This window comes from Rhizobium sp. L9 (genome assembly GCF_002531885.1).
Taxonomy (GTDB): Bacteria; Pseudomonadota; Alphaproteobacteria; order Rhizobiales; family Rhizobiaceae; genus Rhizobium.
The window spans coordinates 1-19,993 of the sequence record NZ_NWSZ01000028.1; the positions used below are offsets into that span (position 1 = coordinate 1).

Below are 19,993 nucleotides of genomic sequence, written 5' to 3' on the forward strand. Positions count from 1 at the left end.
TTATGGCGCATTTGCGCGAAGATGGGTGATCCCCTATCCTGCAAAACAGGCATGATGCACTTGGGTTAGCTTCTCCAGCAAAGTTAAAGTGTCCTGTTTCTGCAAAGTAAGAATGTCACTCTCCCCGGGTTTTGATACCGGGAGATTGCGGATGGGACTGACAGCGATGCGCGGTGTGGCCCTGCAAAAATCTAGGCATCCGTGCATCCGGACTGACGATATTCGAACCGTATTGGTCGGTTTAGCGTTGCCTTAAAGAAACTGTGCAAGGATACGCTCTTACCACCACACCGGCGAGCTGATGAAGTTTCGAAAAAAACCAGAGATAGCGCGCAGCCGCGCGGGCTGCCTAACCGGCCATGTGAGCGCCTTCGCGCCAGCGGTGTTTGCGGCCATTATTGCAGCTATCGTCGTCTGGGTGGCAACGAATTGGCGGCTGGAGCGCGCTCTCGCCGATGAACGTTCGATTGTCGCCGGTGAGCTTGCCACGATATCATCTCGGCTGCAGACGAATCTGAATAGCAATGTGAAACTGTTACAAGGGCTGGCGGCGGCTATCTCCGTCGATCCGGCAATGGGTCAGAACGGATTTTCCAAACTTGCAGCACGGATCCTGCAGCCTGATTCACAATTGCGAAGCTTCGCCGCGGCGCCTGACATGGTGGTCAGCTGGGTCTATCCGGAAAAAGGAAATGAAAGAGCCATCGGGCTCGACTACCGGAAGAACGAGAAGCAACGGGCTGCCGCGATGCTGGCGCGCAACACCCACAACATCGTCTTGACCGGCCCGGTGGAGCTTGTCCAAGGCGGAATGGCTTTTGTGGTCAGGTGCCCTGTCTATACCACCGACGGAAATAGCCAGGTCTTTTGGGGGCTGCTTTCCGGGATTATCGATATTCCAAGGCTTTATGGAGATAGCGGCCTTCGTTCGACCGATCTTGAGATTGCCATCAGCACCGAACCGGAGCCGGAATCGCCCAACCAAGTTTTTCTCGGCGGCCTGGAGACCTTTCAAAGAAAGCCGGTCGTCGCAAACGTGGATATGACCTACGGCCGATGGACCCTCGCCGCGCGTCCGAAGCATGGATGGGGCCAAAATAACGGGATCGGCGCCTTCGAGTTCTATGCAAGTTTGTTGGCCTTCTGTGTCGTTGCCCCCATCGTCTGGGTCGGCTTTCTGACCAGATCGCGCCAAAGAACCATCGAAAAACTTCGCCTGCACAAGAAGAAGCTCGTTCGCGCGCGGCAACGCCTGGAATACCTGTCACTGCACGACGCGCTGACGGGACTTCCCAATCGACGGTTCGTCGACCAGATGATCTCGCAGCCGCCGCGGCCGGCTCCGCACGATTGCCTGATCCTCATCCATATCGACCTTGACCGGTTTAAAGAGATCAACGACACGAAGGGCCATGCCGGCGGTGACATCGTCCTCCAGGCCACGGCTTTGCGGCTCGCCGATTTGGCCGGTCCGAACGACGTCGCAGCTCGCATCGGTGGAGACGAGTTCATTTTCGCCAGCTGGAGCGCCAATCCTGAGCCTAAAGCAACCGAATTGGCCAAGCAGATTGTCGACGCGCTTCAGCGCAACATTTTTATCGATGGAGCAGCCTATGTGGTCGGAGCAAGCGTCGGCGTCGCCTGGGAGGCTGAACCTTCTCGACAGGACCTCGGCCAGTTGCTCCTGAATGCCGATCTGGCGCTCTACGAGGCGAAGAAGGCGGGTCGCGGTCGCGCGGCTATCTTCACCGAAGAGCTTCGAAGCGCCGCAGTCCATTCGAAAGAACTGGCGGATGAATTCAACCAAGCGCTCGAACGCGACGAGTTCGTCGCGTTCTTCCAGCCGCAGTTCGACGCAACCACATTGGCGGTCGCAGGCGTCGAAGCCCTCGCCCGCTGGGATCATCCGCGAAGAGGTCTGCTCGGCCCCACCGAGTTTCTTGATGCTGCGGAAAGGCTCGGGCGTAGCGGCGACATGGATAGACTGATCCTGCAAAAGGCACTCTTCGAGCTGACGAGATGGGACGGCTTGGGACTGCAAATCCCCCGGGTCTCGGTCAATATCTCCGCGCGCCGACTGGCGCAGGCAGATCTGCTTGCCGAGCTTTCGGCCCTTCCCGCAGTGAGGGGCCGCCTGTGTTTCGAGCTGCTTGAAACAATCTCCTTCGATGAGCTTCAGCCTGCTCTCAATGAGGTGATTCCAGCCATCAAGGCGCTCGGCATAGAAATAGAAATCGACGATTTCGGCACAGAACATGCCAGTATCGTCAGCTTGCTTCGATTTGAACCCCGAAGGCTCAAGATCGATCGAGAGATTGTCAAGCCGATCCTCGCCTCTCCTTCTCAACGCCGTCTGGTCTCCTCAATCATCGAAATCGGCCGATCACAGAACATCGACATCGTTGCCGAAGGCGTGGAGACAATGGAGCACGCGAAGATCCTGAAAGATCTCGGCTGCCATCTGCTGCAAGGGTACGCTCTGGCGCGGCCAATGACCTCGGAGCAGCTGATCGAATTTTGCCATCAGCCGCATAGAGGAACCGCAAAGGCAGGCCGCTAGGTTGGCCGTCGGCTGTTTGTGCTTGCGGGTCTTCGTAAGCAGGTTCATTCTTATCCCCATTGAGAAGCCCGCCGGCAGCGGCCGATGTCGCTGTCGCATATCGGGTTTTCGTGAGATGCCTGCGATGGAATGCGCCGGCTGCGGTTTCGACATTCAGAGCGGTTTTGCTTTCTGTCCGCGATGCGGCGCAAGGCAACCCCTCTCCTGCGCGGCCTGCGGTTATCCATGTCAGCCTGATTTTGCCTTTTGCCCGAGATGCGGCGCGTCGATCTCAGGCAAAGCCCAGCCGGCCGCGAAGCCGGCCATCGAGACGGCACCGGCTGAATCCGATGGCGATGCCGACCGGCGGCCGGTGACGGTGCTCTTTGCCGATCTCTGCGGCTTCACGACGTTGAGCGAGCAGATCGACCCCGAAATCATGCGGGTGCTGCAGAACGAATTGTTCGAAGAGATGACCCGGGCGGTGGAAGCCTATGGCGGCTTCGTCGACAAATTTGTCGGCGATGCACTGCTGGCGCTGTTCGGGGCGCCGGTCGCCCATGAGGACGATCCGGTGCGGGCGCTTGGCGCCGCACTTGATATGATCGATCGGGCCGCTGCGGTCGGCAAGCGCTGGCAGTCGCGTGCGGGCGTTCCGCTGCGCTTGCATATCGGCATCAATAGCGGCCCTGTGGTCACTGGCGGCTTCGGCGCCGCCAGTACAAAATCCTATTCCGTGACCGGCGACACGGTGAACACCGCACAACGGTTGCAATCCATGGCCGGCGAAAACGATATTCTCGTTGGTCCGCTGACCTACCGTCTCACCCGCCACGCCTTTGCCTTCGACAGCCTCGGCGCGCAAACCCTGCGGGGTAAGGTTGGAAACGTCCTCGTGCATCGGCTGACCGGACTGCTGGAAGCGCCGCATACGGCACGCGGGCTCGAAAGTTTCGGCCTTGAGGCGCCGATGGTCGGACGAGACGCGGAATTGTCGCGCCTGTTGACCTGCCTCGATCTTGCCTGTGGCGGCGCCGCGCAGCTTGTCCGCCTGATCGGCGAAGCGGGCATCGGCAAATCGCGTCTGGCCAGCGAATTCGTCGGGATCGCCGGCAACACGGACCGTTTTCCTGGGCTTGCTATCCGCAGAGCCACCTGCTCTCCCCTCGGCGAACAATCGTACGGCACGCTCGCCGCGGTCGTGCGGAGCGCCTATGGAATCGGCGAGCGGGACGATCCCGACAGGACACGGCAACTGCTGACAACGGGATTCCGTGCCCTCGATCTCGGGCCTGACGACGTCGCGGCGCTTTTGCCGCTCTTTTTCCATGTTCTCGGCCTCGGCGATCCCGATGGCGCGCTCCGGCACATCGAACCGGAACAATTGCGTCGCCAGATCTTCTATGCGGTCCGAACCATCTTCGAGCGGCGGCTGGCACAAGGCCCTCTCCTGCTTGTGATCGAGGATCTCCACTGGGCGGATGCCGCCTCACTGGAAGTGCTGCGTTTCATGATGGACCGGCTGGAGCGCAGCCGACTGATGCTGCTTGCGATTTACCGGCCGACGTCGCAGACGGATCCGCTGAACTCCGATCGCGTCAGCGTCACTGTTCAGCGTCTCGGCCCCCTCTTCGCTGCCGATGGGCAGAAGCTGCTTGCCGCCTTTTTTGGCGAGGGTCACGGCAAGTTGCCGGCGCCAATGCGCAAGCGCATCCTCGAGCGCGCCGGCGGCAATCCGCTGTTTATCGAAGAAATCCTGCGCGGCCTGATCGACATGGGCGCGCTGCACAATGACGGGCAGCGCTGGCATGTCGCAGCCGAAGACGCGGATGTCGATATACCGGTCAATTTGCAAGCCCTGTTGCTTGCCCGCGTCGACAGGTTACCGCAGGAGATCAGACGTCTGGCGCAGGAGGCTGCCGTCGTCGGCCCGAAGTTCGATACCGCCCTGCTCCGCACCGTCGCGACCGATCCGGCCGGCATCGATGCAGCGCTGGATTATCTCTGCGATGCCAATATCATCGAGGAGTTGCGTGGACCGGACGCCGAGACAGCGCCGGGCTATCGCTTCAGCCAGACCTTGATGCACGATGTCATCTACCACAATCTGCTGCTGCAACGCCGCATGGAGCTTCACCGACGGATCGGCCGGGCGCTGGAACGCCAATATGGCGTGGCGCCGGATCGAGCAGAGCATCTGGCGCAGCTCGGCCATCATTTCAGCCTGACCACCGAAAAGGCCAAGGGGGCCAGCTATCTCATGGCGGCCGGCGATATGGCGCGCAAGATATACGCCAATGACGATGCCATGCGTCTTTACCGACAGGCTCTTGCTGCCTTCGCCGACGAGCAGGAGGCGCCGCCGGAGCAATTGGCACTGTTGGAGCGCCTTGGCGATCTCTGCGGTCCTGCCGGCCGGCGTGAGGCCGCCCTGAACCATTATCAGCGAGCACTCGCGATCCACCGCGCGAAAGATGATCGGATCGCCGCTGCGAGGATCTTGCGCAAGATCAGCCGCCTGCATCTCGATGCGGGACGCCGCGATCAGGCGGAGGCCCATTGTGCCGAAGCCGAAACGATGATCGCGCCGATCGATGCGCCGGTCGAACATGCCCATCTCCTGCAAGAACGCGGCCACCTCGCCTTCCGCACCGGCGACCAGGCTGCTGCTGCCGAATGGGCGACACAGGCGCTGCAATGCCTGCAAACACTGCCGATCGATGGAACGACCGAGGCCGGACGGGAGGCAGCGCGGGCGATGGCAGAGGCGCTGAACACCAAAGGTGCAGCACTCGCGCGTCTCGGACGCCGCCGTGATGCCGTGCAGGAAGTGGAGCGCAGCCTCTCGGTCGCCGAAAAGGCCGATCTGCAAAGCGCCGCCTGCCGCGCCTATTCCAACCTCGGCGTTCTCTACACGATCGTCGATCCGGCCAACGCCATCAGGATCTGCCGACGCGGATTGGAGGTCGCCACCCGCATCGGCGATCTCGGCTTCCAGGCGCGTCTTCTCGCCAATCTCGCGGTCTCCTGCTGCACCTTCACCGATCGCTGTGGAGCCGAGGGCGTGCCGGCGGCGGAGAAGGCGGTCGAAATCGACCGGGCGCTCGATCAGCGCGACCATCTGTCCGTACCGCTGATCGTACTCGGGCAGATTCACCAATGCCATGGGCAGCCGAACCTAGCTCGTAAGTATTACGAGGAAGCCCTTGAGGTTGCGAAGGAAATTGACGAGCCGCAACTGCTCTTTCCGTGTTATGATGGCTTGGCGACACTGAGCCTTGAACACGACGACATGGATGAAGCGGAACGGTATTTCGCGCTGGCGCAGGATGTGTGCATCCGCCACAAGCTTGACCCCGGCACATTCGTCGTCTTGCCGTTTCTCGACTGAAGGCTTCGCATCTCACTCGTCGCTCTGCATCAATTCGCCAAAGCGATTCAGAGACATAAAGGGAGGAACTAACAATGCAGGAGAACCACGCCGATAAACCATTACAGCCTGGGGATCGCGCGCCCAACGTGGTGCTGGATGCGATCACCCGCCATGGCAAGATCGCCATCGATGATTTTCGCGGTCAGAAGCCGGTGCTCGTCGGCTTGTTTCGCGGCCTGCACTGCCCCTTCTGCCGCCGGCAAATCGCCGCCATGGCCGAACTCACCGATGCGCTGCAGGAAAAAGGCATCGATAGCCTCACGGTCGTCAATACTCCGATCGAGCGAGCGCGCCTCTATTTCCGCTACCACCCGCTTCCCAATTTGCTCGCGGCCTCCGACCCCGAACGGGTATCGCACAGAGCTTTCGGCTTGCCGAATATCGAGTTCACCGAATCCGAGAACGAATGGCCGTACAAGGTCAGCATGAGCACAATGTCGTCAATGCAGGTCGACATGCCGGGCGAGCTGCCAGAGCCCATGGATGTGATGGCGGCGATGGAATATCTCGACAAGGCCGACGGTTATGAATTCACTGAGGACGACACGCGAATGATCGCCACTGGCCATGGCCAGCTTGTTGGCGAATTCCTGCTCGATCGGGATGGCGTCGTGCGTTGGTGTTTCACGGAAGTCGAGGAAGGTGGCCGCAACTTGTTCGGCGGTCCCGCCCCCCGCGATGTAATGTCGGCGGCTTCGAATATGGCTGTGTGACAACCTGTTGTGCTTATTGCGCCCTGAAGCGGGCGTGGCAGGTCGTGCAGGTCTGCAGCATGAGGTGAAAGGCGTGCTCCGCCGGCATTGCCGACAGCTCCTGCTCGCTTCGAACGTGAGTGCCGAGGGGGCCGCCACCCATGGCCTCCCCAGGCTTCATGCGCATGCCGGCGGGCATCGGTCCCGGATTATTCTGGGCGGCGACGTCGAGCGCGACGGCATAGTCGCGCAGGTCGTTTGCGATGCGGTCGAATCGCTCGCGCTCCTCAAGAATGTTCGGCATGGCCTTTGATTGTGGGCTGGCCACCTCGGATGCGAAGTGTTCGGAAAGAACGACGCCGGATCTGTCGCGGATGGTGTCTGCTGCCCATCGGAACTCGGCTGCCTTATAGCTTGCCGGATCCTTGAACATGCCGGAAATTGTCTTTGCCGCCGCGGCCATGGCCTTCATGTCCGCCTGTCGAAGCGCCACGACATCCTCGGCGGCCGGCGACGGGACTGTCGTCAAGAGAGCGGCTCCCACGCCAGGGAGCAGTCCAAAAGTCGCCATGAAAAAGGTCCGTCTCATAGAGCTGCTTCCCAAACCGGCGTGATGCCGCCTCTACGCATATCCCTTCTCATCTGGGCAACAACAGGGCGGACACCCTCCCCGAGGTTCTCGGCAATGGGCGATGCGGAAGCGTTAACCGCAGCCGAATAATCTGCGGCTTCGATTGGAGTGGATCAATGAAAAGTGGCTATTCGCTCGCTCAGATAGGGCTTCACTGGCTGGTCGCCTTCATGGTGCCGGTGCAGTATCTGACTGGCGGCAGCATCGAGAGAATTCATCATGTAGTCCACATGGGGATGACGCCATCCGCGTGGGATGTCGTCCAGCATCAGCTCCATAACTACGCGGGGATCGCCATCGGCCTGCTGATGGGTGTGCGGCTCGCACTTCGCATATTTCAACCGCCCGAGCCCACCGCGCCCGGCACATGGACCGGATGGATCGCCACGGCGCTTCATCACGCCTTCTACGCCACAATCATCGGCCAGGCATGCATGGGCGCCGTCGCCAGCTATTTTTGGTTTGGAATCGCGCCCTACCACGTTCTGGGGTCGAAGATCATCCTGGCGATCGTGGCGTTGCATCTGGCCGCAGCGGCCTGGCACACACTGGTCGCCCGTGACGAGACGGTCGACCGGATGCTGCTGCCGCACCGGAAGCGGGCGGCAAAAAACATCTAAGTGGCCAGCTTCAACCCCGCTGGATGCGTCATATTGAGGACTCGAATGTCGGCAATTGCTAGGTCCGCGATTGAAAACGGGCTGCATTACCTGTAGCTCTTCGGGAATGGGCAAGATGTACCGAATCACAGTGAGCACGTTGCTCGTGATGATGCGCCTGGTGATCGTCGTATCACTGGCGGGGTACTCGTTGGCGAACGCCAGCGCGGCGATGCATGGCTCACCGTTCCCCGAACCGCAAGTGGCCGCCGCAGAGATGATGCAGTCCCATGAAGGCCACGACGTGGCGGAGGCGGGCCATCACGACCATTCGCGCATCGACATGCCCGATGACGATGGAGGTGCGAAGCTCGTCAAGCAGGAATGCTGCAAGGATTTCTGCGGCGGGCTCGGCATCATTTGTGAAAGCCCCGACGTCGGTGGGCCAGTCGTAACCTCGATCCGGCAGTTCGTGGACGACCGCACGACCTTCGGCGAACAGCCGCCGCTCCACCGCCCTCCGAATATCTGAATAGAGACGCGCCCGCTCGATCGGGTCCATTCGGTCGCCGCCTGACTCCGGGCGAGCGCCCGTAGCTATCTCTCATTCGGAAATTTCATAATGAAACCCTCGCTTTTTGTGGTGGGGCTGCCGCTTGTCATCGGCGGCTGCACATCCACGCTTCCTCCCGACGTGGTGGCGTCTTCCGCCACGGTCGAACAGCCGTCGCCGCAATATCGGTCACCGGTCTCGGGCTTTGTCGCCAGGCAGCCCGTCGATCCCAAGCCGTGGCGTAGACAAAACGATCTGCAGTCTCCCACGAAAGGAGACGCCTCATGATCGGCCTCCGAAAATTGATGTCCGTGCTGGCGTTCCCGTTGGTGCTGAGCGGTTGCGTCACGGGCGCTGAATATTCCAGCAAGCAAGCAGGGTTCGCTTCTGTTGCCGACAAGACCGCGATAGCGACGGCAAAGCAAACGGTTTGGATCCAGAACCAGAATCAGACGCGCTCTGTCGCTGCGGAGGTCAAAAATCTGCTCGCGCGACGGAAAACCCTCGATATCGAGACGGCGGTTCAGATCGCCCTGCTCAACAACAAGGGCCTTCAGGCTGCCTACGCCGATCTCGGCGACAGTGCGGCCGATGCCTGGCAGTCGACGATGTTCGTCAACCCGATAGTCTCGATCGGCGCGACAGGCATCGGCACGCCGGGATTGGAGGCCTTCAAGACCATCGAGGGGATGCTCACGACGAACATCCTGGCGCTTGCGACGAGGAATCGTGACGTGGCGATCGCCGACACCCGCTTCCGCCAGGCGCAACTGACCGCTGCCGTGAAAACGCTACAGGTCGCCGCCGATACGCGGCGCGCCTGGATTGGGGCGGTGGCCGCCTGGGAGAACGTCGGGCAGTTGCAGCGCGCCCAGGCAACGGCGGACGCCGCTTCCGAACTTGCGGAGAAACTTGGCGAGACCGGTGCGATGAGCAAGGGCGCCCAGGCGCGTGAACATGTGTTCGTCGCCGAGCTCGCCGGGGAGACTGCAAAGGCGCGCCTCGCAGCTCGCCTTGCCAAGGAGGAACTCACACGGCTGATGGGTCTCTGGGGGGCCGACCTGGACTACCGGATTCCGAACAGCCTGCCGCCGCTGCCCAAGGGCGTCGTCAGACGCGATACGATCGAGGCCGAGGCTCTGAGGAACCGCATCGATCTTCAGGTCGCGAAGCTCGAGCTGGAGGCAACCGCAAGATCCTACGGGCTCACCGAAGCGACGCGTTATGTAACCGATCTCGAAATCCTGACGGGTTTCGAAACGGAACGGGAAATCGAGGACGAGGAGAAGACCACCAGAACCACAGGCCAAGTCGAGCTGGAGTTCGCGATCCCGATCTTCGACACCGGCAAGGCGCGGATGCGCAAGGCCGAGCTGGCCTATATGCGCGCGGCAAACCAGCTCGCGGAGAAGGCCGTCAACGTCCGTTCGGAAGCACGCTCCGCATACGAGGCGTACCGCTCGAACTACGACATCGCGCGGCACTACCGCAACAATGTCGTGCCGTTGCGCACCAAGGTCGAGGAAGAATCCCTGCTGACCTACAACGGCATGATCACCAACACCTTCGAGCTGCTCACCGACACGCGCGACAAGATCAACTCCATTCTGCTCTCCGTCAACGCCAAGCGCGATTTCTGGCTCGCCGAAGCCAACCTCGCGCCTGCGATCTACGGCGGCGGCGCGACCAACGCGTCGGCAGAGACCGAAGTCGCCGCTGCCTCGGGCAGCAGCGGCGGCGGCCATTGAGAAAGGAACCCACCATGTTCAACAGACGACAATTGTTCGGTGCGAGCGCAGCGCTGCTGGCAGCGGGCACATGGACGAAAACCTCGGCGATGGGGCTGCCCGACGCCCCGACAATGGAATCGGCGGACATGCAGCCGCCTCTGCACCCGACTTCCGGCCCGGACTATCAGCCGGTCGTCACCCTCAACGGCTGGACCCTGCCCCATCGGATGAACAACGGCGTCAAGGAGTTCCACCTCGTCGCCGAGCCGGTGGAACGCGAGATGGCCGACGGCATGACCGCTTATCTCTGGGGCTATAACGGCCAGTCTCCGGGTCCGACGATCGAGGCGGTCGAAGGCGACCGGGTGCGCATCTTCGTCACCAATAAGCTGCCGGAACACACGACGATCCACTGGCACGGCATGATCCTGCCGTCGGGCATGGACGGCGTCGGCGGGCTGACGCAGCCGCACATCCCGGTTGGCAAGACCTATGTCTACGAGTTCGACCTCGTGAAATCAGGCACTTTCATGTACCACCCGCACTCCGACGAGATGGTGCAGATGGCGATGGGCATGATGGGCTTCTTCGTCGTCCATCCCAAGGACCCGACATTCATGCGGGTCGACCGCGACTTCGTCTTCCTGCTCAACGCCTACGACATCGATCCCGGCTCCTATGTGCCGCGTGTCATGGAAATGACCGATTTCAACATGTGGTGCTGGAACAGCCGCGTGTTTCCCGACATCAGTCCGCTCGTCGTTTCAAGGAACGACAGGGTGCGGGTGCGGGTCGGTAACCTGACGATGACGAACCATCCGATACATATGCATGGCTATGACTTCGAGGTGACATGCACCGATGGCGGCTGGGTGCGACCTGAAGCGCGGTGGCCGGAGGTGAGCGTCGACATCCCTGTCGGCGCCATGCGCGCCTACGAGTTCGACGCCAAGTATCTCGGCGACTGGGCGATCCATTGCCACAAGTCGCATCACACGATGAACGCCATGGGTCACGACATCCCCACGTTCATCGGTACGGATAAGTCGAAGCTCGCCGAGAAGATCCGCAAACTTCAGCCGGACTACATGCCCATGGGCACCAAAGGCATGGCCGACATGGGCGAAATGGAAATGCCCATTCCCGAGAACACCGTCCCGATGATGACCGGCTGGGGGCCGCATGGCCCGATCGAGATGGGCGGCATGTTCTCGGTCGTGAAGGTCCGCGAAGGCATCGAAGCGGACGATTACTCGGATCCGGGCTGGTACGAGAACCCGCCCGGGACGCAGGCCTGGGAGTGGACCGGCGAGCTGCCGGACGCGACCAAGGCCAAGGACGCGAAGACGCAAATCACGCCGAAGCCGACAAACGGCTGAGGCTCAATCTACCACTTCAAAAGAAGGATGCACGCATGAAGAACTGTGTACTGGCACTGGCGCTCGCAGCGCTCGCAACTCCCGCCTTCGCCTCGGGCAACCATGCCGGTGGTCACGGCGAGAAAATGGCGGTCGGAGAGCCTGGCGACAAGGCTAAAGCGACGCAGACGATCCGCGTCACAATGAAGGAAACCGACGACGGGCAAATGTTGTTCACGCCCGCGGTCTTCAACGTCCGCAAGGGACAGACGGTCAAGATCGAGATCAAGAACGCCGGAACCGTCGACCACGAATTCGTGCTCGATGAGGAAGACAATATCCTGGAGCACAAGAAGGTCATGGAGAAGTTCCCGGAAATGGAACATGACGATCCGAATTCAATCCGCCTTCCGGCCGGCCAGTCCGGCGAGATCGTATGGAAGTTCACCACCGACGGCGAATTCAAGTTCGCCTGCCTGATCCCCGGCCACTATGAAGCCGGCATGCACGGCGACGTCAACGTCGCCGGCAAGTAACCCTCGATAAAGGAGCCATGAGCATGAAATCCGCAATGATCAAGATGGGCGTCGCCGCCCTCATCTCCGTCAGCGCCGCGTTCGGCGCCTTCGCCCAGGAATTCACCAAGGGCGTCGTCAACAAGGTGGACGCAAAAGCGCAGAAGGTCACCATCAAGCACGAGGACCTGAAAAACCTCGACATGCCGGCGATGACGATGGTCTTCCGCGTCGAAGACCCGGCTCTGCTGGAAAAGCTGAAGGCAGGCTCGAACATCGAGTTCGTTGCCGAACGCGTGAATGGCAAGCTCACCGTTACCGACGTAAAATAGCCGGCTCCTGCCGCCCGGACCCGTCCGGGCGGCAGGACATCGAGGAGTGGAGACGATGTACAGAAGAAGCTTCATCGCCGTGGCGGCGTCCGCGCTGGCGTTTCCTGGCGGATCGGTCCTCGCCGCCGCGCCGGCGAAGATGACGGTCTACAAGGATCCGAATTGCGGTTGCTGTCATGAATGATCAAAGGCGATGGCCGCGGCGGGATTTTCCGTCGACGCCCGCGACACCGACGACCTTGCCTCGGCCAAGGCGCGGCTGGGCGTGCCTGCCGACCTGGAGGGCTGCCACACCGCCGTCGTCGATGAATACTATATCGAGGGACACGTGCCACTGGAGGCCCTGCAGCGGCTGCTGCGGGAGCGGCCGCCGCTCCGAGGGCTCGCCGTGCCGGGGATGCCGCCCGGCTCGTTGGGAATGGGCGACGATCCGCAGGCCTCCTACGACGTCTACGCGATCCCCACGGGGTCCGGCGCGCCATACCTGTTCATGGAGGTCGGCTCCCGAAAGGGCTGAGACTTCGACCAATTGATCAGTGAGCCGCCGATCAGGAGACTGGAGCGTTGCACAGCGCCGCCCACAGATCGTGTTTCCAGTCGGCGCCCGGCCGCGCCGAAACGTCGACCCCATAGTCGGCGGAATTGATCCGCACCGTGGCGGGCGAAACGCAGCGCACGCTCGCCTTGTGCTGTCCCCCGTCGCGATAGAGCACGGCCCCAGCACCGTCGAATTCCGACAGGGTGATGACGACATCGAAATCAAAGGCAGAATCGTGGGAGACCGCGCCCTCCGCCAGACTGAGGCTGACCGACCGGCTGCCGCCGAACGAAGTTGTATGGAACACCGCAAGCTCGGAAGCCGCCGACATGGATGCGGACTGTGCGATGAGAATCGAGGACAGAAGGAATCGGCGCATTTACCCCTCCCACGGAGAATGCGTCACGATCCTATCATATGCTTGGAGGCTCGGCGACCAATTGCGGCCTATCCGATTGGCATGGCTCGTGCGTCGAACTCGATCTGCCGAGCACACGCTCGAAATCTCTCGAGCATTGCGTCAGGGAAGTCCGGCCTTGCGGAAGCCGTCGACGAAATGCTGAAGCGTCGCGGGATCGCGGAAGGGCTCCGTCATCGCCCAGTGAGCTGTCGAAAAATCCGGGTTGGCGACGAGGAAGAGTGCGGTCTCCGCCCGCGCCTCGTCGAGCCGTCCGAGCTGTGCCAGACTTGCCGCCAGGAAACGACGGGAGCTTGTGCGATAGGTTTCGTGATGGTGCAGCGTCTCGACAGCGGCCTCATATTGCCCGGCTGCATATTGCGCCTGGCCGAGCGCCAGATAATACCAGCCCGCCGGAAAGGGATTCAGCCGGAACGCCTTGCGAACATGCTCGAGGCCTTCCTCAATCCGCCCGGCGAGGATCGTGATGTCGGATAATGCGGCAAAGGTGTCTGCTTCGTTCGGATCGAGTTCGATTGCCTTGGCGAATTGCGCATCCGCCTCGGCGAAATTGCGTTCATAGGCAAGCAGATAGGCGAGGACCCAGCGGCAGCCGGCATCATTGGGGTCGATCGCAACCGCCTTGCGTGCCAGTTGCAAAGCAATGCCGCGGTTCGATTCCGTCGGTCCGCCGCTATGGACCCATCCCATCCAGTGGTTCACGGCAAGCCAGCGATAGGCCTCGGCATAGTCCGGGTCGAGGGAGATTGCGCGTGTCAGCATCAGATGCGCTTCCTCAGCCGCCTGCGGGGCATCGTCCATCATCTTGCGCGCCCGCACGCAGAGATCGTAAGCCTCGATGTTCTTCGGCCGATTGCGCGGCGGCAGTGCTCGGAGCCTGCCGAGCAGCGCCTCGACGATCCTGCCCGTCACCTCGTCCTGAAGAGCGAAGATATCGTCCAGGCTGCGATCGAAACGTTCCGCCCAGAGGTGATCGCCGCTGACCGCGTCGATCAGCTTGGCGTTGATGCGCACGCGCCCGGCAGCGCGTCTTGCGCTGCCCTCCAGCAGATAGCGCACGCCGAGCTCCTCGGCGATCTCTCGCACGTCCATCGCCCTGCCCTTGTAAGCGAAGGCCGAGTTGCGGGCGATGACGAACAGGCCGGGCATTCTGGAGAGGTCGGTGATCAGGTCTTCGGTCAGCCCGTCCACGAAGGATTCCTGCTCTGGGTCGCTGCCGATATTCAGAAAGGGCAGGACAGCAATCGACGGCTTGTCAGGCAGCAGCAAGGTCTTTCGCTTCATGCCGCTCAGTCGATGCACGGCTCCCATGAAGCGATAGCCAACGCGCGGAACCGTTGCAATCCATTCGCCGCCGCCGGTGGACGAGCCGAGCAGCTTGCGCAGCTGCGCGATCTGGACGGTGAGGTTGCCTTCCTCGACCGCGATGCCTGGCCAGGCCGCGTCCATCAGCTCGGCCTTGGCGACGATGTCGCCGGCTTGCCCGACAAGCGCCGCAAGCAGCTTCAGCCCGCGGTGGCTAACGGCAACGGGATCATCGTTCCGAAGGAGCGTTCCCGCATCCGGATCAAGCACGAACGGACCAAAGGCAAAGCGCGATCCCTGCATGAAGCGGATCTATAGTCCGTTTGGAAGTTTTTGAGAACGTTTTGGCGAGGCTTAATTACGCCGCTCCCCTTATTCCGCAGGATTTCATCCTCTTTCAGGCCAGGCCGCGCCCTTCAGACCATACCGACTGACGAGGATATCAGCATGACGAGTGCAAGCACGACATCACCGCAAGAGGATCAGCTCCCACGGGCCGCGATGGCGGGCATCATTGCGACGGTCACGGTGTTTGCCGTGGCGCAGGGACTGACCTATCCGCTGCTGAGCTTTATCCTGGAACGGCAGGGGCTGACGTCAGGGCTCATCGGCCTGTCGGCAGCGATGACGCCGCTGGGTTTCATCTTATCGGCGCCCGTCATTCCGGCGCTTTCGCGACGCGTCGGCGGGGCGCGGCTTGCTATCCTCTGTTCGATCCTGGCCGCCCTCATCCTGGTTGCGATTGGCTGGATCCAGCACGCCTGGGTCTGGATGCCGCTGCGCTTCCTGCTCGGCTTCTTTGCCAATCCTCTCTACGTCATCAGCGAAACCTGGCTGATCTCGATCACGCCGGCGGCGCGCCGTGGCCGCATCATGGGCCTCTATTCATCGATCGTTTCGGCTGGTTTCGCCATCGGCCCGCTATCCCTCGGCGTCGTCGGCACGGAAAGTTGGCCGCCCTTCATCATCGGCGTTACGGCCTTTCTTGCCTGCGGCCTGATCGTGCTTGCCGTTGCTTCCCGCCTGCCTGACATGCCTCGCGAAGGCGAGGCAATGTCGGTCGGTGACTTCTTCGCATTGGCGCCGCTGCTGCTCTTTGCGGTTTTCGCGGCAGCCGCCTTCGAGCAGATCCTGCTTTCGCTGTTCGCGGTCTATGGCGCAGCCCTCGGCAGCGCCGAGGCGCGCATTGCTTCGCTCATCACCTGTTTCGTCGCCGGCAATGCGATGCTGCAGGTCCTGCTCGGGCGCGCGGCCGAACGGTTCGGTGCGACGCGGACGATGTTATTCTGCGTCCTGGCTTGCCTCACCGGCTGCCTGCTGCTGGCGCCGCTTTTTACCACATGGCTCATCTGGCCGCTGGTATTCGTCTGGGGCGGCGTCTCGTTCGGGCTTTACACCACGTCACTGATCCAGCTCGGCGAGCGTTTCACCGGCCGGACCCTGATCGCCGGTAACGCGGCCTTCGCCTTCACATGGGGCATTGGCGGCATGGCGGCCTCACCAGCTGCCGGATCGGCAATGCAGCTGATCGGGCATCACGGGCTCACACTATCACTCGGCCTGCTCAGCACTGTCCTCTCGATACTCCTCGTCTTAGATCTGAGGATGACGCGGTAATACTCTGAATACGCGTTATTTTTCTGCGATCCGATTCCATTTATCCCCTGCCCTTGAATAGGCGCATCCCCGCAATATATAAAGTGTTATATAACATTTAATCGAAATGGCGAGATGGGCATGGTCGAAGATGTGGTCCGAACGCTCGGCTTTCTATGTCTGGGCAGCCGGCTGCGGCGCATCGGCGAACGATTGCAGGCCGATACCCAGCACATCATCGACGAGGCCGAGCTCGGCATTCAAGCCGGTCAGTATCCGTTCCTGGCGGCGATCGACCGGACCGGGCCGCTGACGATCGGCGAACTGGCCCAGTCGGTAGGCATCACCCAACCCGGCGCGACGCGGACGATCGGCCAGCTTCTCGAATCCGGCTTCGTCGACATGCAGCCGGCGCCGGACGATCAGCGCCGCAGACTGGTGTCGCTGACCGACAAGGGACAGGAACTCGTCGATTATTCGAAGGCGACGATCTGGCCGCGCGTCGCGGCTGCTGTTGCGGATCTCTGCGGCGATCTCGACGGACCGATCCTCGAACAGCTCGCGGCCATCGAGGACGGGCTTGCGGAAGCGCCGCTCAAACGCCGGAGCACGGCTGCCGCACCGCGCGTCCTTTCAGACGCCCAAGAGGAGGAAGGATGATGAAACATGTGCTCGACCGGCCGATCTGGAGCGCTCTGCAGACCGCGCACGCCGATATCTCCGAAGGCGGCAGCTGCGCGAGGCGATACCCGCCGTCCATTGTCCCCTTCGCCGCCTCCGCGGACGATACGCCGGAAAGCCTCGATGCCCTGGAGAAGCTGCCGTCGCGGGAGGAGCGCATGTTTCTCGTCGAGGTTGGACCAATCGCGGTTCCGCGAGGTCTTGCCATAATCATGGAGGCGCCCGTGACCCAGATGGTTGCCGAGCGGCCTCACGAGAAAATTTCCGATCCCCGCATCGAGCCGCTGACGGAGGCTGATGCCGCCGATATGCTTGACTTGGCAACCCTGACCAAACCGGGCCCATTCACCTTGCGCGCCCAGATGCTTGGCCGCTTCTGGGGGATAAGGCATGAAGGTCGTCTCGTAGCGATGGCGGGTCAGCGCATGCGGCAGCCGGGCTATATCGAGCTCAGCGGCCTTTGTACCCATCCCGATTTCCAAGGAGGCGGCCTCGGTACCCTGCTCTTTCGCTTCGTTGCCGGCGAAATCGGATCCAGCGGCGACGTAGCCTATCTGCACGCCTACGCGGCGAACACATCGGCCATTTCGCTCTATAAGGCGCAGGGCTTCGTGGTTCGGTCGGAAATGAACATGCGCGTGGTCAAACGCCGCCCCTGAAGATTTCCCTGCCCGATCGTCGCAGCGAAGTGTCAGATCACTGTCATCCAAACCCTTTAAAGCGCCGGCAACGAAATTGATTGATGCGAGGCGCTTTCGATGGCGACATTGCAGCAGGTCGCGTTCCGGGCAGGATGTTCGCTGGCGACCGCGAGCAGAGTTCTAAACCGCAACGGGCCAGCCAGCGATCTGATGGTGCGCAAGGTGCGCCGCGCTGCCGCGGAACTCGGCTATCACTTCGCCGGCCGGCTCGGACGCAGGCCGGTGGTCGGCGTTTTAATTCCAAGCATCACCAATCCGGTCTTTGCCTCATCGCTGTCGAGCATTCAGAACCGCATGCTCGTCGCCGGCCACGGCGTATTGATCGCCCAATCGAATTACGATCCGGCTCGCGAGGCCGATGCCGTCGCCGCACTGCTGAACGACCGGCCGACCGGTTTGATCCTTACCGTCTGCGACCCGACAACGAGCGAAGCGCTGCTTGCGAGGCTGCCGCCGACAGTGCTTCTCAACAATCTGCCGACGGCGCGGTTTCCGGCGGCCGTCACCGCCGACAATCGCAGTGCCGGCCGCGAGATCACGGCCTTCCTGATAGGCATGGGACATCGGCACATACTGTTTCTCTCCGGCAATTTCGCAGCCTCCGACCGCGCTCGCCTTCGCTATCAGGGCTATCTCGACGCCATGGCCGAGAACGGCCTGACGCCGCATGATGCGATCCAGATCTCCTTCGTCGGCGGCTACGACCAGCTCGATCTCAGCACGGCGATGAATTCGCTTTCGCCGACGGCGATCATCGCGTCCAATGATCTCCTTGCCCTCGGCGTTATCGGCGCGCTGAAACGCGAGGGGCTGTCGGTACCCGGCGATGTTTCGGTCGCCGGTTTCGACGGCATCGCCATCGGCCGGCTGATCGATCCGCCGCTGACGACGGTCGAGATGCCGGATGCCAGCATGGGGGCGACGGCCGCCTCGCTGCTTCTCGATATGGCGGAGAATGCCGCCCCTGCCCGCCATCTCGATGTCGCCTATAAGCTTCGCCGTGGCGGCACGGTGCGCGCCATCTGAAGCGCTTAGCAAGGAAAAGGCCACCGCGTGTTTGACGCGGTCGCCCCCTGCCCTGTGTCTGACAAGGAAGGCGATCAGCTGCGCGGCAGCATGCCCTCGACATCGGCGGCAGCATCGTCAAGCGCTTCCTTCGGTTCAGCGGACTGGTCGACGATGCGCGAGAGGTTGTCGACGATCGTCTGCGTGACCTTGACCCCGTTGGAGCCGGGGAAGGCATACCAAGGGATCATCACCGGCATCTGGCTGAGGCCAGCCTGGAACAACGGGTTCTGCTTGTAGAAATCGCCGAGATATTCGGGCGACTTGGCGGCAAGCTCGTTGTTCGGGACATAACCAGTGCCCGGCACGACGACCGAGGCGCCGTAGGGGCCGGCAGCGAATTTGGCGAACTTCCAGGCGGCGTCCTGCTTGGCAGCGTCATGCGTCAGGATGACAACGGCGTTACCCCCTGTGGGAAGACGGCCGTTCACCGGATCGATCAGCGGGATCTTGGCGGTGCGCAGATCGAACTTGTTACCGACATTCTTGATCGTGTTGCGCAAGGCGCCCGTCGTCTGGAATTCGAAACCGACCTTGCCGGCGGCAAAAGCCTGTTCACCGGCAGGCTTGGTGAAGACAGGCATGCCGCCTTCGGTGACCAGGCGATGCAGGACCTCGACGGCCTTCTGGCCTTCCGGACCGTTGAAGGCGACCTTGCTTTCGTCATCGCTCAGCATCTTGCCGCCGGCGCCGAAGAGCAGCGCGGAAAACATCCAGTCGTCGCCCTGCCAGCGGAAATCGATACCGTCGACACCATTGCCGAGCGCCTTGATCTTGCCGCCGAGCGCGATGACCTCATCCCAGGTCTTCGGCGGATTGTCCGGATCGCCGCCGGCCGCCTTCACGAGATCGGCATTGTAATACATGATCGGATTGGAGGTGGCGAAAGCGAGACCGACCTGCTTGCCCTTGACCTGGGCAAGCTTGAGGATGGTGTCGGAGAAGCCCTGCTCGGCCATGTTGCCGTCCTTCTGAACGAGCGGACCGAGATCGACGGCGACGTCGCGTTCGTCGAGCATGCGCAGGCGGTTGAGGCCTATGAAGGTGATATCGGGCATTTCGCTGGTGCCGACCTGACGAAGGATCGTCTGGATGCCTTCTTCATAGGTTGCCGAAGGGCTGGCGAACAGGATCTTGATATCGGGGTTTTCTGCCATGAACTTCTTCGAGATCGTGTCCATCACGTCCTTGAAGAAGCCCGGCATCGGGTAATGAACCGTCAGCGTCGTCTCAGCATGCGCGGGAAGCGCGATTGCCAAGGATACGGCCGCTGCGGCGAGAAGCTGGGTGATATGTTTCATCGCTCG

The 19,993-nt window shown here is 61.7% G+C and carries 18 protein-coding genes and 1 pseudogene; 15 read left to right on the top strand and 4 right to left on the bottom strand.

Annotated elements, in window-relative coordinates; all coding sequences use genetic code 11:
* The first annotated feature begins 301 nt into the window (after positions 1-301).
* From CO660_RS25420 to CO660_RS25430, 3 genes are all read left to right on the top strand, one after another.
* Positions 302-2,560, top strand: coding sequence for a bifunctional diguanylate cyclase/phosphodiesterase (locus tag CO660_RS25420; RefSeq protein ID WP_097601084.1), 2,259 nt, complete (start codon positions 302-304; stop codon positions 2,558-2,560).
* Between the two features lie 124 nt (positions 2,561-2,684).
* Positions 2,685-5,930, top strand: coding sequence for an adenylate/guanylate cyclase domain-containing protein (locus CO660_RS25425; RefSeq protein ID WP_097601085.1), 3,246 nt, complete (start codon positions 2,685-2,687; stop codon positions 5,928-5,930).
* A 74-nt stretch (positions 5,931-6,004) separates the two neighbouring features.
* Positions 6,005-6,685 (top strand): peroxiredoxin-like family protein, encoded by a 681-nt coding sequence (locus CO660_RS25430; protein WP_085778194.1) that lies wholly within the window; start codon positions 6,005-6,007, stop codon positions 6,683-6,685.
* Positions 6,686-6,698: 13 nt separating this feature from the next.
* Here the strand turns inward: CO660_RS25430 and CO660_RS25435 are convergent, their stop codons facing one another.
* On the bottom strand, positions 6,699-7,253 hold the full coding sequence (locus tag CO660_RS25435) for a cytochrome c (protein ID WP_097601086.1): 555 nt from the start codon (positions 7,251-7,253) through the stop codon (positions 6,699-6,701).
* A 158-nt stretch (positions 7,254-7,411) separates the two neighbouring features.
* On the opposite strand from CO660_RS25435, the gene CO660_RS25440 reads away from it, so the two are divergent.
* The 8 genes and pseudogenes from CO660_RS25440 (at position 7,412) to CO660_RS25475 (ending at position 12,899) form a co-directional block, all read left to right on the top strand.
* Entirely contained in the window at positions 7,412-7,915 is a 504-nt protein-coding gene (locus CO660_RS25440) for a cytochrome b/b6 domain-containing protein (RefSeq protein WP_097601087.1), read from the top strand.
* A gap of 115 nt (positions 7,916-8,030) precedes the next feature.
* Positions 8,031-8,426, top strand: coding sequence for a hypothetical protein (locus CO660_RS25445; RefSeq protein ID WP_085780068.1), 396 nt, complete (start codon positions 8,031-8,033; stop codon positions 8,424-8,426).
* A 90-nt stretch (positions 8,427-8,516) separates the two neighbouring features.
* Positions 8,517-8,735 (top strand): hypothetical protein, encoded by a 219-nt coding sequence (locus CO660_RS25450; protein WP_097601088.1) that lies wholly within the window; start codon positions 8,517-8,519, stop codon positions 8,733-8,735.
* A complete protein-coding gene (locus CO660_RS25455; RefSeq protein ID WP_097601089.1) occupies positions 8,732-10,195 on the top strand; it encodes a TolC family protein in 1,464 nt (487 codons plus the stop codon). Before CO660_RS25450 ends, CO660_RS25455 begins: the two co-directional genes overlap by 4 nt.
* Positions 10,196-10,209: 14 nt before the next feature.
* Positions 10,210-11,556, top strand: a complete 1,347-nt coding sequence (locus tag CO660_RS25460) for a copper oxidase (RefSeq protein ID WP_097601090.1) — start codon at positions 10,210-10,212, stop codon at positions 11,554-11,556.
* 35 nt (positions 11,557-11,591) lie between these two features.
* The gene (locus CO660_RS25465; protein ID WP_097601091.1) at positions 11,592-12,071 is read left to right on the top strand and encodes a plastocyanin/azurin family copper-binding protein; all 480 of its coding nucleotides are present in this window, start codon (positions 11,592-11,594) and stop codon (positions 12,069-12,071) included.
* Between the two features lie 23 nt (positions 12,072-12,094).
* Complete coding sequence (locus tag CO660_RS25470; RefSeq protein ID WP_097601153.1) at positions 12,095-12,382, top strand: copper-binding protein; 288 nt, start codon at positions 12,095-12,097, stop codon at positions 12,380-12,382.
* Between the two features lie 55 nt (positions 12,383-12,437).
* Positions 12,438-12,899, top strand: a pseudogene (locus CO660_RS25475) (DUF411 domain-containing protein).
* 31 nt (positions 12,900-12,930) lie between these two features.
* Here CO660_RS25475 and CO660_RS25480 read toward each other — a convergent pair.
* Positions 12,931-13,299 carry a hypothetical protein gene (locus tag CO660_RS25480; protein ID WP_085778186.1) on the bottom strand — a complete coding sequence of 123 codons (369 nt, stop codon included), beginning with the start codon at positions 13,297-13,299 and terminating at the stop codon, positions 12,931-12,933.
* A 141-nt stretch (positions 13,300-13,440) separates the two neighbouring features.
* Positions 13,441-14,946, bottom strand: coding sequence for a winged helix-turn-helix domain-containing tetratricopeptide repeat protein (locus tag CO660_RS25485; RefSeq protein ID WP_097601092.1), 1,506 nt, complete (start codon positions 14,944-14,946; stop codon positions 13,441-13,443).
* Between the two features lie 144 nt (positions 14,947-15,090).
* Between CO660_RS25485 and CO660_RS25490 the strand changes: the two genes are divergently transcribed.
* The 4 genes from CO660_RS25490 (at position 15,091) to CO660_RS25505 (ending at position 18,647) form a co-directional block, all read left to right on the top strand.
* Positions 15,091-16,260: an MFS transporter gene (locus CO660_RS25490; RefSeq protein WP_097601093.1), complete on the top strand. Its 1,170-nt coding sequence runs from the start codon at positions 15,091-15,093 to the stop codon at positions 16,258-16,260.
* A 120-nt stretch (positions 16,261-16,380) separates the two neighbouring features.
* Positions 16,381-16,899, top strand: a complete 519-nt coding sequence (locus CO660_RS25495) for a MarR family transcriptional regulator (protein WP_097601154.1) — start codon at positions 16,381-16,383, stop codon at positions 16,897-16,899.
* Complete coding sequence (locus CO660_RS25500) at positions 16,899-17,579, top strand: GNAT family N-acetyltransferase (protein WP_097601094.1); 681 nt, start codon at positions 16,899-16,901, stop codon at positions 17,577-17,579. The genes CO660_RS25495 and CO660_RS25500 overlap by 1 nt, the downstream gene beginning before the upstream one ends.
* 99 nt (positions 17,580-17,678) lie before the next feature.
* Complete coding sequence (locus tag CO660_RS25505) at positions 17,679-18,647, top strand: substrate-binding domain-containing protein (RefSeq protein WP_097601095.1); 969 nt, start codon at positions 17,679-17,681, stop codon at positions 18,645-18,647.
* 74 nt (positions 18,648-18,721) lie between these two features.
* On the opposite strand, the gene CO660_RS25510 is transcribed toward CO660_RS25505, so the two are convergent.
* On the bottom strand, positions 18,722-19,987 hold the full coding sequence (locus CO660_RS25510) for an ABC transporter substrate-binding protein (RefSeq protein ID WP_097601096.1): 1,266 nt from the start codon (positions 19,985-19,987) through the stop codon (positions 18,722-18,724).
* Positions 19,988-19,993: the final 6 nt, after the last annotated feature.